Source organism: Enterobacter sp. ECC_219_Taxon_10, from assembly GCF_058354905.1.
This window is the reverse complement of sequence record NZ_CM178005.1, coordinates 1,971,276-1,985,843: the sequence shown is the minus strand read 5'-3', so window position 1 is coordinate 1,985,843 and position 14,568 is coordinate 1,971,276. Positions and strand designations below refer to the sequence as shown.

At 55.3% G+C, this 14,568-nt stretch carries 13 protein-coding genes; 8 read left to right on the top strand and 5 right to left on the bottom strand.

What is annotated here, in order from left to right; all coding sequences use genetic code 11:
- Nucleotides 1-3: 3 nt before the first annotated feature.
- Together selD and AC4ICF_RS09470 are read right to left on the bottom strand one after the other, a co-directional pair.
- Entirely contained in the window at nt 4-1,047 is a 1,044-nt protein-coding gene (selD, locus tag AC4ICF_RS09475; protein ID WP_163328894.1) for a selenide, water dikinase SelD, read from the bottom strand.
- A 116-nt stretch (nt 1,048-1,163) separates the two neighbouring features.
- Nucleotides 1,164-1,715: an NAD(P)H nitroreductase gene (locus AC4ICF_RS09470; protein WP_116340567.1), complete on the bottom strand. Its 552-nt coding sequence runs from the start codon at nt 1,713-1,715 to the stop codon at nt 1,164-1,166.
- 167 nt (nt 1,716-1,882) lie between these two features.
- Between AC4ICF_RS09470 and sppA the strand changes: the two genes are divergently transcribed.
- From sppA to chiD, 4 genes are all read left to right on the top strand, one after another.
- Nucleotides 1,883-3,739 (top strand): signal peptide peptidase SppA, encoded by a 1,857-nt coding sequence (sppA, locus tag AC4ICF_RS09465; RefSeq protein ID WP_316378933.1) that lies wholly within the window; start codon nt 1,883-1,885, stop codon nt 3,737-3,739.
- A gap of 62 nt (nt 3,740-3,801) precedes the next feature.
- Nucleotides 3,802-4,818 carry an asparaginase gene (gene ansA / locus AC4ICF_RS09460; protein WP_028012774.1) on the top strand — a complete coding sequence of 339 codons (1,017 nt, stop codon included), beginning with the start codon at nt 3,802-3,804 and terminating at the stop codon, nt 4,816-4,818.
- A 9-nt stretch (nt 4,819-4,827) separates the two neighbouring features.
- On the top strand, nt 4,828-5,469 hold the full coding sequence (gene pncA, locus AC4ICF_RS09455) for a bifunctional nicotinamidase/pyrazinamidase (RefSeq protein ID WP_116340571.1): 642 nt from the start codon (nt 4,828-4,830) through the stop codon (nt 5,467-5,469).
- A gap of 171 nt (nt 5,470-5,640) precedes the next feature.
- Nucleotides 5,641-6,894 (top strand): chitinase ChiD, encoded by a 1,254-nt coding sequence (chiD, locus tag AC4ICF_RS09450; RefSeq protein WP_116340573.1) that lies wholly within the window; start codon nt 5,641-5,643, stop codon nt 6,892-6,894.
- 50 nt (nt 6,895-6,944) lie between these two features.
- Here the strand turns inward: chiD and AC4ICF_RS09445 are convergent, their stop codons facing one another.
- Nucleotides 6,945-7,217, bottom strand: a complete 273-nt coding sequence (locus AC4ICF_RS09445; RefSeq protein ID WP_045261608.1) for a YeaC family protein — start codon at nt 7,215-7,217, stop codon at nt 6,945-6,947.
- Between the two features lie 41 nt (nt 7,218-7,258).
- Nucleotides 7,259-7,672: a peptide-methionine (R)-S-oxide reductase MsrB gene (gene msrB / locus AC4ICF_RS09440; protein WP_013097052.1), complete on the bottom strand. Its 414-nt coding sequence runs from the start codon at nt 7,670-7,672 to the stop codon at nt 7,259-7,261.
- A gap of 341 nt (nt 7,673-8,013) precedes the next feature.
- Here msrB and gapA point away from each other — a divergent pair, with 341 nt between their 5' ends.
- Both gapA and AC4ICF_RS09430 read left to right on the top strand, forming a co-directional pair.
- Nucleotides 8,014-9,009, top strand: coding sequence for a glyceraldehyde-3-phosphate dehydrogenase (gene gapA / locus AC4ICF_RS09435; RefSeq protein WP_014831506.1), 996 nt, complete (start codon nt 8,014-8,016; stop codon nt 9,007-9,009).
- 75 nt (nt 9,010-9,084) lie between these two features.
- Nucleotides 9,085-9,969: a D-hexose-6-phosphate mutarotase gene (locus AC4ICF_RS09430; protein ID WP_166710801.1), complete on the top strand. Its 885-nt coding sequence runs from the start codon at nt 9,085-9,087 to the stop codon at nt 9,967-9,969.
- 78 nt (nt 9,970-10,047) lie between these two features.
- Here AC4ICF_RS09430 and AC4ICF_RS09425 read toward each other — a convergent pair whose 3' ends face one another.
- Nucleotides 10,048-10,794: a MipA/OmpV family protein gene (locus tag AC4ICF_RS09425; RefSeq protein ID WP_041910477.1), complete on the bottom strand. Its 747-nt coding sequence runs from the start codon at nt 10,792-10,794 to the stop codon at nt 10,048-10,050.
- A gap of 430 nt (nt 10,795-11,224) precedes the next feature.
- On the opposite strand from AC4ICF_RS09425, the gene yeaG reads away from it, so the two are divergent.
- Together yeaG and AC4ICF_RS09415 are read left to right on the top strand one after the other, a co-directional pair.
- Entirely contained in the window at nt 11,225-13,159 is a 1,935-nt protein-coding gene (gene yeaG / locus AC4ICF_RS09420) for a protein kinase YeaG (protein ID WP_116340579.1), read from the top strand.
- 74 nt (nt 13,160-13,233) lie between these two features.
- The gene (locus AC4ICF_RS09415; RefSeq protein WP_116340581.1) at nt 13,234-14,517 is read left to right on the top strand and encodes a YeaH/YhbH family protein; all 1,284 of its coding nucleotides are present in this window, start codon (nt 13,234-13,236) and stop codon (nt 14,515-14,517) included.
- The last annotated feature ends 51 nt before the right edge of the window (nt 14,518-14,568 follow it).

Below are 14,568 nucleotides of genomic sequence, written 5' to 3'. Positions count from 1 at the left end.
GAATTAACGGATCTCAATCATCGGTCGGCCACCGCGCGCGGTCACCAGCTCGCCGATCGCCGTCAGGGTGATGCCAAACTCGGCCGCGGTTGCCTGTACCTCGGCTTCGGATTCCGGCGTGACCGCCAGCAGCAGACCGCCGGAAGTTTGCGGATCGCACAGCAGGTTGCGCCACTCCTCAGGCATTTCGCCCATCAGGTGACCGTAGCTGGCGAAATTGCGCTGGGTACCGCCCGGGACCGCGCCCTGGGCAATGTACTCCTCCACGCCCGGCAGCTTCGGCACGTCCTGATACCAGACCTGCGCCTGCACGCCTGCGCCCTGACAGACCTCAGAGAGGTGCCCCAGCAGGCCAAAACCGGTGACGTCGGTCATCGCCTTCACGCCGTCGATATTGGCGAACGCCGCACCGGCGAGGTTCATCTGGCACATCACTTCCGTTGCCAGGCCTTTGTGCTCTGGTTTCAGCAGGGATTTTTTCTCGGCGGTGGTAAGCACGCCAATGCCCAGCGGCTTGGTGAGGAAGAGCCTGCAGCCCGCCTGCGCGGTACTGTTGCGCTTCACGCGCTCGGTCGGCACCACGCCCGTCACGGCCAGGCCGAAGATCGGCTCCGGCGCATCAATCGAGTGGCCGCCGGCCAGGGCAATTCCCGCCTGCTGACAGGCGAAACGCCCACCATCAATCACCTCGCGGGCGATTTCCGGTGGAATGGTGTTGATCGGCCAGCCCAGAATGGCGATCGCCATGATCGGCTTACCGCCCATGGCGAAGATATCGCTGATGGCGTTGGTGGCCGCAATGCGCCCGAAGTCGAACGGGTTGTCGACAATCGGCATAAAGAAGTCAGTGGTGCTGATAATGCTGGTACCGTTACCTAAGTCATAAACCGCCGCATCGTCACGCGTTTCATTGCCGACAAGCAGGTTCGGGTCGACAAACTTCGCCTGTTCGCTGTGCAGAATGGTCTCCAGCACTTTAGGGGAAATTTTACAACCGCAACCGGCTCCGTGGCTGTACTGCGTTAAACGAATGGTTTGCTCGCTCATGGACGTCTCCTGTCATCTCAATCGCGCTATGGTAGCGCTCATTCCATAAAGAGGTAAGTATGACTGTCTGAATTCTGCGGCAGATGCTCAGAATCCAGACAGTTTAGCGCGCGTTATCAGAAACGGCTGACGAAAGGCGTGGTGTCCGGCACGCTAATGGTGCTGGAGGCTTTAAGCTGTGGGGTACCGAGGTAGAGGAAGCCGACAATTTTGTCGTGCTCACCGCAGGAGAATCCTGCCCGCACGGCAGCGCTCTCGGTCAGCGGACCGGTGCGCCAGATACCGTTAAACCCCTGCGCAACGGCGGCCATTTGCATCGCCATCACCGCACAGCCAGCAGACATTTCCTGCTCCCAGACCGGCACCTTATGGTCGGCCTGGCATTTGGCCACGACGGTAACGATCATCGGGGCGCGGAACGGCGCGTTGCGAGCTTTATCAATCCCCTTCTCATCCTGCCCAGCGGCAATCGCCCCCTGCTCCAGCAACTGACTGAAACGTTCGCGGCCTTCACCCTCAATCACAAAGAAGTGCCATGGCTGCAGCGTGCCGTGATCCGGGGCACGCATGCCGGCACGCAGAATGTTTTCCAGCTGCTCGCCCACAGGGGCAGGTTCGGCCAGACGTGACGCGCTACGACGGTTAACAAGCAGTTCGAGTGCATCCATTGGTTAACTCCTTTCTTGAAATTTACTCACAAAATTAACACGACGGCAGATTTTGTTACAGCCTGGCAGGCGATTCCTGCTGACAAGTGGCGGTTGGGTCATTACGATAACCCAACATTACCGTCCAGTGGCGACGGAAACAGTCATTTTCTGGTTAGGGAGAATACATGCGAACCCTTTGGCGAATCTTTGCCGGTTTCTTTAAATGGACGTGGCGACTGCTCAACTTCGTCCGCAACCTGGTGATGAATATCTTCTTCATCCTGCTGGTTCTGGTTTGCGCGGGCATCTGGATGCATATCAGCAACGCGAATCAGGCTCAGCATTCGACTCGCGGGGCCCTGTTACTCGATATCACCGGCGTGATCGTTGATAAACCGTCCACCAGCAACCGTCTGGGGGTTATCAGCCGACAGCTGTTTGGCGCGACGTCAGACCGCCTGCAGGAGAACTCCCTGTTCGATATCGTCGATACCATCCGACAGGCCAAAGACGACCGTAACATCACCGGGATCGTGCTGGATCTGAAAGATTTTGCCGGCGGCGACCAGCCTTCCATGCAGTACATCGGGAAAGCGCTGCGCGAATTCCGCGACAGCGGCAAGCCGGTGATTGCCGTGGGCGACAGCTACAGCCAGGGGCAATATTATCTGGCGAGCTTCGCCAATAAGATCTGGCTTTCTCCGCAGGGGACGGTCGATCTGCACGGCTTTGCCACCAACGGCCTGTACTACAAATCGCTGCTCGACAAGCTGAAGGTCACCACCCACGTCTTCCGCGTCGGCACCTATAAATCTGCCGTGGAGCCGTTTATCCGCGACGATATGTCTCCTGCCGCCCGTGAAGCAGACAGCCGCTGGATTGGCGAGCTGTGGCAGAACTATCTCGGCACCGTTGCCGCTAACCGTCAAATTACCGCTGAGCAGGTGTTCCCTGGCGCTCGCGGCGTGCTGGACGGGCTGCGTAAGGTCGACGGCGATACTGCGAAATACGCGCTCGACAATAAGCTGGTTGACGCGCTGGGCACCAGTGCGGATATCGAAAAGGCCCTGACCAAACAGTTTGGCTGGAGCAAAGAGGACAAAAACTACAGCGCCATCAGCATGTATGACTATGCTGCGAAAAAGCCGGACGATAGCGGTGACAGCGTAGCCGTGGTCTTTGCTAACGGCGCCATTATGGACGGTCAGGAAACGCCGGGCAACGTCGGCGGTGACACCACCGCGTCGCAAATCCGCGACGCACGCCTTGACCCGAAAGTGAAAGCGATTGTTCTGCGCGTCAACAGCCCTGGCGGCAGCGTCAGCGCCTCCGAGGTGATCCGCGCTGAACTGGCCGCGGCGCGTGCCGCCGGCAAGCCTGTCGTCGTATCCATGGGTGGTATGGCCGCGTCTGGCGGATACTGGATCTCCACGCCTGCCAACTACATTGTGGCGAACCCAAGCACGCTGACCGGCTCGATCGGCATCTTCGGGGTGATTAATACCGTGGAAAACAGTCTGGATTATCTGGGCGTGCATACCGATGGCGTTTCCACGTCGCCGCTGGCGGATGTGTCGATGACCAAATCCCTGCCGCCGGAAGTTTCAGAGATGATGCAGCTGAGCATTGAGAACGGCTATAAGCGCTTTATCACGCTGGTTGCCGACTCGCGTAAGAAGACGCCTGAGCAGATCGACCAGATTGCTCAGGGCCACGTCTGGACCGGGCAGGATGCGAAGAGTAACGGTCTGGTCGACAGCCTGGGCGACTTCGACGACGCGGTGAAGAAAGCCGCCGAACTGGCGAAGCTCAAGCAGTGGCATATTGAGTATTACCAGGACGAGCCGTCGTTCTTCGATATGGTGATGGACAGCATGTCCGTTTCCGTTCGCGCCATGCTGCCGGAGGCGCTGCAGGCGTACCTGCCTGCCCCGGTGGCCACGGCTGCGAAAGCAATGAAGGTGGAAAGCGATAAGCTCGCGGCCTTCAACGATCCACAAAGCCGTTACGCGTTTTGCCTGACCTGCGCGAACGTCCGTTAAAAACCGTCCCCTCTTCCCGTGAAGAGGGGATTTTTTCTTTTGAAGAACAAGAACTCACTACCATGCAGAAGAAATCGATTTATGTCGCCTACACTGGCGGTACCATCGGGATGCAGCGCTCTGAAAACGGCTATATTCCGGTCTCCGGCCACCTGCAGCGTCAGCTTGCGCTGATGCCTGAATTCCACCGTCCGGAAATGCCTGACTTTACCATCCATGAATACGAGCCGCTGATGGACTCCTCCGACATGACGCCGGAAGACTGGCAGCACATTGCGGATGACATTAAAGCCCATTACGACCAGTACGACGGCTTCGTGATCCTGCACGGCACCGACACCATGGCGTTCACCGCTTCGGCACTCTCCTTCATGCTGGAGAACCTGAGCAAGCCGGTGATCGTCACCGGGTCGCAAATTCCGCTGGCCGAGCTGCGCTCTGACGGGCAGATCAACCTGCTGAACTCCCTGTACGTGGCGGCCAATTACCCGATCAACGAAGTGTCGCTGTTCTTCAACAACCGTCTGTATCGCGGCAACCGCACCACCAAAGCCCATGCCGACGGTTTTGACGCCTTCGCCTCCCCTAACCTGCAGCCGCTGCTGGAAGCCGGGATTCATATCCGTCGTCTGGGAACGCCTCCGGCACCAAACACCGCTGGCGAGCTGATCGTGCATCCGATTACCCCGCAGCCGATTGGCGTGGTCACCATCTATCCGGGGATCTCCGCAGACGTGGTGCGCAACTTCCTGCGCCAGCCGGTGAAAGCGCTGATCCTGCGCTCCTATGGCGTGGGCAATGCTCCGCAGAACGGCGAGTTCCTGAAAGAGCTTCAGGAAGCCAGCGAGCGCGGAATTGTGGTCGTGAACCTGACCCAGTGCATGTCCGGCAAAGTGAATATGGGGGGCTATGCCACCGGCAACGCGCTGGCGCACGCGGGGGTGATCAGCGGCTTCGATATGACCGTTGAGGCGACGCTGACTAAACTTCACTATTTACTGAGTCAGGATCTGGACATTCAGTCCATTCGCCGCGCCATGATGCAAAACCTGCGCGGCGAACTGACCCCGGACGAATAAGGAGGTCTCATGAAGCAACGCGCCCTGCTACTGGTCGATTTGCAAAATGATTTCTGCGCGGGCGGTGCGCTTGCCGTCGCCGAAGGTGACAGCACCGTTGACGTGGCCAACGCGCTGATTGACTGGTGCAAAGCACGCAGTGAAGCGGTTGTCGCCAGCCAGGACTGGCACCCGGCGAATCACGGCAGCTTTGCCAGCCAGCACAACGTCGAGCCGTTCACCCAGGGTGAACTCGACGGGCTGGCGCAAACTTTCTGGCCGGATCACTGCGTACAGCAGACGGAAGGCGCGGAGCTGCATCCGCTCCTGAATCAGAAAGCCATCGACGCGGTGTTCCATAAAGGCGAAAACGCGGCTATCGACAGCTATAGCGCGTTTTTCGATAACGGGCATCGTCAGAAGACGGCGCTGGACGCGTGGTTACGTCACCATGAAATCACGGAGCTGATCGTACTGGGTCTGGCGACGGATTACTGCGTGAAGTTTACCGTGCTGGACGCGCTCCAGTTAGGCTATACCGTCAGCGTCATCACCGATGGCTGTCGTGGGGTGAACATTCACCCACAGGACAGCGCTCAGGCGTTTATGGATATGGCCGCTGAAGGTGCTACGCTGTATACGCTGGCAGACTGGCTGGAAACGCAGGCGTAGTCTTTTAAGCCGGGTAAGGCGCAGCCGCCACCCGGCATTTCTTCCCCAATCCCCATAAAGTGAACTCCCTCGCATCACAAGCGAAACGGCAATGCTATTCTCATCAGGCTGTTTTTTCGCCACGCCTTTTCTGTGGCGTGGTTATTTTTATTACGTCAAAGAGGAACTTGTATGAAACGTTTGCCCCTGCTGGCAGCATTACCCTTGCTTTGCGCGTCACTTGCTTCCGCCGCGCCGCTGATGTCCGTGGGCTACTTTAACGGGGGTGGCGATGTCACCGCCGGACCGGGTGGCGATATTAATAAGCTGGACGTTCGCCAGATCACCCATCTGAACTACTCGTTTGGACTTGTTTATAACGACGAGAAAGACGAGACCAACGCCGCGCTGAAAGATCCGACGAAACTGCATCAAATCTGGCTGTCGCCAAAAGTGGCGTCCGATCTGGCCCTCATCCCGGCCCTGCGTAAACAAAACCCGAACCTGAAAGTCCTGCTCTCCGTTGGCGGCTGGGGCGCGCGTGGTTTCTCTGGCGCGGCGGCAACCAAAGAGAGTCGCGCAGTGTTTATCCGCTCCGCGCAGGAAATTGTCGACAAATACGGCCTGGACGGGATCGATCTCGACTGGGAGTATCCGGTTAACGGCGCGTGGGGGCTGGTTGCAAGCCAGCCAGCCGATCGGGATAACTTCACCGCCTTGTTGAAAGAGATGCGCGCGGCGTTTGGGCAGAAAAAGCTGGTGACCATTGCGGTGGGCGCGAATGCGGAAAGTCCGAAAAGCTGGGTAGATGTCAAAGCCATCGCGCCCCTGCTCGACTATATCAACCTGATGACCTACGACATGGCGTACGGCACCCAGTATTTCAACGCGAACCTGTATGACTCCAGCGCCTGGCCAACGGTGGCTGCCGCGGATAAATACAGCGTCGATTTTGTGGTGAGCAACTATCTGGCCGCCGGACTTAAGCCGAAGCAGATGAACCTCGGGATCGGTTTTTACGGTCGCGTACCGAAACGTGCGGTTGAACCGGGCATTGACTGGAGCAAGCCGGACGCGCAAAAAAATCCGGTCACCCAGCCCTACTTCGGGCCGCAGGAGATCGGCCTGTTTAAGTCGCTCGGTTATGACCTGACCAAAGATACCTACGTGAAGTACAACGATATCGTGAAGAAGCTGCTGAACGATCCGCAGAAGCGTTTTACCGAGCACTGGGACGACCAGGCGAAGGTGCCGTGGCTATCGGTAAAGGGTTCCGATGGCAACGCGCTGTTTGCGATTTCGTATGAGAACCCGCGTTCCGTCGCGATCAAGGCAGACTACATCAAAGAGAAAGGCCTCGCCGGGGCGATGTTCTGGGAGTACGGGGCTGATGATAACAATCAGTTAGCGAAACAGCTGGCGGAATCACTCGGGATTAAGCACTAAGGTATATGTGCCGGGTGGCGCTAGCGCTTACCCGGCCCACACGGAGAGCGTTATTTGAAGGTCGCAATCGGCTTCGGCGTGATGCCAAAATCTTCCTTAAGCTCGCGCTTGCTCTTCATCACCATCTGACCGTTGGTATCGATAGTCATGTGCTGTGCATCGGTGTTGTTGCGCGCCTGCCACAGCATCACCAACTGCAAACTGTTCTCTTTTTGCTCAGGCGTCAGGGCCACTCCGTCGGGCCATTTACCCAGCTCAACGGCGGTCACCAGACGCTGATAAACTTCCGGGGTCATCCCGTTAATCATGTCCTCAATATTCACGATCTCTCCCTTTCAAAGGAATAATTTGCTGAATCGTTTTTTCAACCCTTAATCTGGTCGCCGTTTTCATCGTCGCTGAAGCTCAGAGAAGCTGAGTTTACGCAGAAACGCTCGCCCGTTGGCTGAGGGCCATCCGGGAAAACATGCCCCAGGTGCGCGTCGCAGTTGCCGCAGCGAATTTCCGTGCGCACCATACCGTGCGACGAGTCGGTCAGATAGCGGATTGCGTCATCGCTCACCGGCTCGTAAAAGCTCGGCCAGCCGCAGCCGGAGTCGTATTTCGTTTGTGAATTGAACAGCGGGGCATCGCAGACCAGACAGTGGTAGACGCCGTCTCGCTTGTTATGCAGCAAACGCCCGGTAAATGGCGGCTCCGTTCCGTGATTCTGCGTCACGTAAAACTGCATTTCTGTGAGGTTTTTTTTCAAATCGTCAGGGTTACGTTGGTTCGACATATGCTTACATCTCGCTGTAGAAACAGACATCTTTTAACCCCGATTCTAACAAAACATTAACACCCTTGCGTGCACTTTTGTTCTAAACTTATGTGTCGCGAAAAGGCGGTCAGGCAATTGTGATCATGTTCACATTTTTATCCTGCGAGGCCTTTAAAATTCCGGGCGCAGCCCCCATGTGGTTGCAAGCTCAAAGGGAAAGTGAGGCGAGTCAGTCGCACAAACGTTAGTCACAGGATTGATTTGTCGCAATGATTGACACGATTCCGCTTGACGCTGCGTAAGGTTTTTGTAATTTTACAGGCAACCTTTTATTCACTAACAAATAGCTGGTGGAATATATGACTATCAAAGTAGGTATCAACGGTTTTGGCCGTATCGGCCGTATTGTTTTCCGTGCTGCTCAGAAACGTTCTGACATCGAAATCGTTGGTATCAACGATCTCCTGGACGCTGAATACATGGCGTACATGCTGAAGTACGACTCAACTCACGGTCGTTTCGACGGCACCGTTGAAGTGAAAGACGGCCACCTGGTTGTTAACGGTAAAACCATCCGCGTTACTGCTGAGAAAGACCCAGCTAACCTGAAATGGAACGAAATCGGTGTTGACGTTGTTGCTGAAGCAACCGGTATCTTCCTGACCGACGAAACTGCACGTAAACACATCACTGCGGGTGCGAAGAAAGTTGTTCTGACCGGTCCTTCCAAAGACAACACCCCAATGTTCGTTCGTGGTGCAAACTTCGAAACTTACGCTGGCCAGGACATCGTTTCTAACGCATCCTGCACCACCAACTGCCTGGCACCGCTGGCTAAAGTTATCAACGACAACTTCGGCATCATCGAAGGTCTGATGACTACCGTTCACGCTACCACCGCTACTCAGAAAACCGTTGATGGCCCGTCTCACAAAGACTGGCGCGGCGGCCGTGGCGCGGCTCAGAACATCATCCCATCCTCTACCGGTGCTGCTAAAGCTGTAGGTAAAGTACTGCCAGAACTGAATGGCAAACTGACTGGTATGGCGTTCCGCGTTCCAACTCCTAACGTATCCGTTGTTGACCTGACTGTTCGTCTGGAAAAAGCTGCTTCTTATGAAGAAATTAAGAAAGCAATCAAAGCTGCTTCCGAAGGCGCAATGAAAGGCGTTCTGGGTTACACCGAAGACGACGTTGTATCTACCGATTTCAACGGCGAAGTGTGCACTTCCGTGTTCGATGCTAAAGCAGGTATCGCACTGAACGACAACTTCGTGAAACTGGTTTCCTGGTACGACAACGAAACTGGTTACTCTAACAAAGTACTGGACCTGATCGCTCACATCTCCAAATAAGTTGAGATGAGTGCTTGATCCAAAAAGGCGACTTCGGTCGCCTTTTTTATTGTTTTTTAGACAGAGGATTGCTTAATGATTAATAAAATTTTTGCACTTCCGGTAGTCGAACAACTTACCCCTGTGCTCTCCCGCCGTCAGATTGACGGTGCCGACGTTATCGTCGTTGACCATCCCCGCGTTAAAGCGTCCGTGGCGCTGAACGGCGCTCACCTGCTCTCCTGGAAACCGGAAGGCGAAGCCGAAGGTTTGTGGCTGAGCGATGCGACCTCCTTCAAAAAAGGGGCGGCTATTCGCGGTGGCGTACCGATCTGCTGGCCGTGGTTTGGCCCGTCTGCACAGCCGGGTTTGCCTTCTCACGGTTTTGCCCGCAACCAGCAGTGGACGCTGAAAGCGCATAACGAAGACGATAACGGCGCCGTGCTGACCTTTGAGCTGCAGGCAAATGACGAGACCCGCGCCCTGTGGCCGCACGAGTTCACCCTGTATGCCCGCTTCAAGCTGGGTAAAACCTGCGAAATTGAGCTGGAAGCCCACGGCGAGTTCGACACCACCTCGGCCCTGCATACCTACTTCAACGTGGGTGATATCAGCGCAGTGAAAGTGAGCGGCCTTGGCGATACCTTTATCGATAAAGTGGATAACGCCAAAGAAGGCAAACTGAGCGACGGCGTTCAGGCGTTCCCTGACCGTACCGACCGCGTCTATCTGCATCCGGAAGCATGCAGCGTGATCCACGACGGTGCCCTGAACCGCAGCATTGAGGTGGTCCATCACCATCACAGCAACGTGGTGGGCTGGAACCCGGGTCCTGCTCTGTCTGTAAGCATGGCCGACGTGCCTGACGACGGTTATAAAACGTTCGTCTGCGTGGAAACGGCCTGCGTGACCACCCCGCAGAAAGCGAGTGAAGAAAAGCCGTCTCGTTTAGGACAGACGATCCGCATCGTTAAGCGATAATGCCGCCGCACCACGCAAAAGCAAACGGGGCGCAAGCGCCCCGTTTTGATGCAAAGATTGCACTAAAATAATGCACAATCAGAACTTGTAGGTCACACCCACAGAGAAGATGCCAGCCCAGGACTTATCGACCATCGGGCTATCCTTCACTTCGTCGCTCAGACGCTCGTAACGACCGGTACCGTAGACGTTCCAGTCGCCAAGGAAGTTATAGCTCGCGGTCAGCTCCAGGTAAGGATCCCAGCCGTCATCAGCGCTGTAGCTTTTCAGCCCACTGCGGCGGGACTCGTTTTTAGAGACGCCGTAGTAGTAGTCGTTGTAGTTTTCACTGTTGTACTGCACCCCGATACCCGGCGTCAGGGTGAGCCCACCGTTGGTATAGCGGTACAGCCAGGCCAGATCCCAGATAAAGCCGTTGCTGTTATCAAGCGTATCACCCGCCAGGGCCGTACGCAGGAAGCCATACTGGGTGTTATGCACGTACGAAAGCCCGGCCATCATAGAGCTTTTGCGCTTGTCGAGCTGGCGAAGCGCATGGCTGTCGCTGTCTCCCGGCTTGAAGTGCGTTGGATCGTAGTAGGCCATGATAGATAGCTTATCGGCCGTATCGTTCCAGAGATAGTAGCCGCCGCCGAGACCACGGAACCAGAAATTATCGCCTTCATAGGTGATAACGGGAACAGGATAAACATCGCGGTCATACTGTTTGTATGGGCTGTTAATGACGCCAACGCCCGCGCCCACCGTCCACTGACTTTCCGCCTGAGCGGTGCTAACTGCGGTCGCGGCAAGGATGCCCAATGCCAGAAGTTTGAGTTTGGTCACAATCCATTCTTTCCTGTAGTCAAATAATCAGCGGGTGAAGTGTAACCGCCATTCCCGTACATCCCAAAATTTTTTGCCTGCTAATCAGTCTGATTAACCCATTATTTTTAACTTTTCAGATGACAGCCCGCTTTCATTTATATGACCGCTGAATGAAAAACGTCCTTAAGCCTTATAACTCAGGTGGAAATTTTTGGATGAGTTATTGATATGTCATTGAAATTAGTTTTTCTCAGCATGCAAGTTTGGCAAATGCCATCTACGCTTAAATTTAAGAAGAGTTTTCCTGAACACCTGCGGTTCTTAGCGTCTGACCTGGCACACAGGTTGCTGCTCTGGCAGTGGGGTGCGAGAGATTCTCTTCCGGGAGCCTCCACTACTCATACGAACGGCTCTTATCCTGTGCTAAAAAACGAAAGGACGGCATGCCATGAATATATTCGATCACTATCGCCAGCGCTATGAAGCTGCCAAGGACGAAGAGTTCACACTGCAGGAGTTTCTTACCATTTGTCGGCAAGATCGCAGTGCCTATGCCAATGCGGCAGAACGGCTATTGATGGCTATCGGTGAGCCAAACATGGTTGATACTGCCCTGGAGCCACGGCTTTCCCGTCTGTTTTCGAATCGGGTAGTCGCCCGATATCCGGCGTTCGAAGAGTTCTATGGTATGGAAGATGCCATTGAACAGATTGTCTCCTATCTGAAGCATGCCGCCCAGGGTCTGGAAGAGAAGAAACAGATCCTCTATTTACTCGGCCCCGTCGGCGGCGGTAAATCCTCGCTGGCTGAACGCCTGAAGTCGCTGATGCAGCGCGTACCGATTTATGTGCTGAGCGCCAACGGCGAACGCAGCCCGGTTAACGACCATCCGCTGTGCCTGTTTAATCCGCAGGAAGATGCGCAAATTCTGGATAAAGAGTTTGGCATCCCGCGCCGCTACCTCGGTACCATCATGTCGCCGTGGGCGGCAAAACGCCTCCACGAGTTTGGCGGCGATATCACTAAGTTCCGAGTGGTGAAAGTATGGCCATCCATACTGGAGCAGATCGCTATCGCCAAAACGGAACCGGGTGATGAGAACAACCAGGATATCTCGGCGCTGGTGGGCAAAGTCGATATCCGTAAGCTGGAAAACTACGCGCAAAACGACCCGGATGCCTATGGCTATTCCGGTGCGCTGTGCCGCGCCAACCAGGGGATTATGGAATTCGTTGAGATGTTTAAAGCACCGATTAAAGTGCTGCATCCTCTGCTGACAGCGACCCAGGAAGGGAACTACAACGGGACGGAAGGTATTTCCGCCCTGCCGTTTAACGGCATCATTCTCGCCCACTCTAACGAATCAGAATGGGTGACCTTCCGTAATAATAAAAACAATGAGGCCTTCCTTGACCGCGTTTACATCGTCAAGGTGCCTTATTGCCTGCGGATCTCCGAAGAGATCAAAATTTACGAGAAACTGCTTAACCACAGCGAGCTGGTACACGCGCCATGCGCCCCGGGTACGCTGGAAACGCTCTCGCGCTTCTCCATCCTGTCGCGCCTGAAAGAGCCGGAAAACTCCAGCATCTATTCGAAAATGCGCGTCTATGACGGTGAAAGTCTGAAAGATACCGATCCGAAAGCGAAGTCCTATCAGGAATACCGTGACTACGCCGGGGTCGATGAGGGGATGAACGGTCTGTCCACGCGTTTCGCGTTTAAGATCCTCTCCCGCGTCTTTAACTTCGACCATGCGGAAGTGGCGGCCAACCCGGTTCACCTGTTCTACGTGCTGGAGCAGCAAATTGAGCGCGAGCAGTTCCCGCAGGAGCAGGCTGAACGCTACCTTGAGTTCCTGAAAGGCTACCTGATTCCGAAATACGCTGAGTTCATCGGCAAAGAGATCCAGACGGCCTATCTGGAATCCTACTCAGAATACGGGCAGAACATTTTCGACCGCTATGTCACCTACGCTGACTTCTGGATTCAGGATCAGGAGTACCGCGACCCGGATACCGGCCAGCTGTTTGACCGTGAATCCCTGAACGCGGAGCTGGAAAAAATTGAGAAGCCTGCCGGGATCAGCAACCCGAAAGACTTCCGTAATGAGATTGTGAACTTCGTCCTGCGCGCCAGAGCGCATAACAACGGTCGCAATCCGAACTGGACCAGCTACGAGAAGCTGCGCACGGTCATTGAGAAGAAAATGTTCTCCAATACCGAAGAGCTGCTGCCGGTGATCTCGTTTAACACCAAAACCTCAACCGACGAGCAGAAGAAACACGACGATTTTGTCGACCGTATGATGGAAAAAGGCTACACCCGCAAGCAGGTTCGCCTGCTCTGCGAATGGTATCTGCGCGTGCGTAAATCGTCTTAAAACAAGTGCCCGGTAGCGCCTGCGCCTGCCGGGCCAACAAAAACGCAAGTTGGCAAATGCAGTACGGGGGGTATATGACCTGGTTTATTGACCGGCGTCTTAACGGCAAAAACAAGAGCACGGTGAACCGCCAGCGCTTCTTGCGCCGTTATAAAGCGCAAATTAAACAGTCGATCTCCGAGGCCATCAACAAACGCTCGGTGACCGACGTCGACAGCGGCGAGTCTGTCTCCATCCCTACCGATGACATCAGCGAACCGATGTTTCATCAGGGGCGCGGGGGCCTGCGCCATCGCGTACACCCAGGTAATGACCACTTTGTTCAGAACGACAGAATTGAGCGCCCTCAGGGCGGCGGTGGTGGTTCAGGAAGCGGTCAGGGACAGGCCAGCCAGGACGGTGAAGGTCAGGATGAGTTCGTTTTCCAGATTTCGAAAGATGAATATCTCGACCTGCTGTTCGAGGACCTTGCGCTGCCGAACCTGAAAAAAAATCAGCATCGTCAGCTTAATGAGTACAAAACCCATCGCGCGGGCTATACCGCCAACGGCGTGCCCGCCAATATCAGTGTTGTGCGTTCGTTGCAGAATTCTCTGGCGCGCCGCACGGCCATGACGGCAGGCAAACGTCGTGAGCTGCGCGAGCTGGAGAGCAGCCTGAAGGTCGTGGAAAACACGGAGCCGGCGCAGCTGCTGGAAGAGGAGCGCCTGCGTAAAGAGATTGCCGAGTTAAGAGCAAAGATCGACCGCGTGCCGTTTATCGACACTTTCGACCTGCGCTATAAGAACTACGAAAAACGCCCTGAACCCTCCAGCCAGGCGGTCATGTTCTGTCTGATGGACGTCTCCGGCTCAATGGACCAGGCCACCAAGGATATGGCGAAACGTTTTTATATTCTGCTCTACCTGTTCCTGAGCAGAACCTATAAGAACGTGGAAGTGGTTTATATCCGCCATCACACCCAGGCGAAAGAGGTGGATGAACATGAGTTCTTCTACTCTCAGGAGACCGGGGGGACCATCGTATCAAGTGCGTTGAAACTGATGGACGAAGTGGTGAAAGAGCGTTATGACCCGGCGCAGTGGAACATTTATGCCGCGCAGGCGTCGGATGGCGACAACTGGGCCGACGACTCACCGCTGTGTCACGAGATCCTGGCGAAGAAAATTCTGCCGGTGGTGCGTTACTACAGCTATATCGAAATCACCCGTCGCGCTCACCAGACCCTGTGGCGGGAGTATGAACATCTACAGTCCATGTTCGATAACTTTGCAATGCAGCATATCCGCGATCAGGATGATATTTATCCGGTATTCAGAGAGCTCTTCCACAAGCAATCTGCGACCAGCAACGTATAACCCCACAGCCAGCGAATCCGCTGGCTGTTTTCTTTCGACCCCGTTCATCCC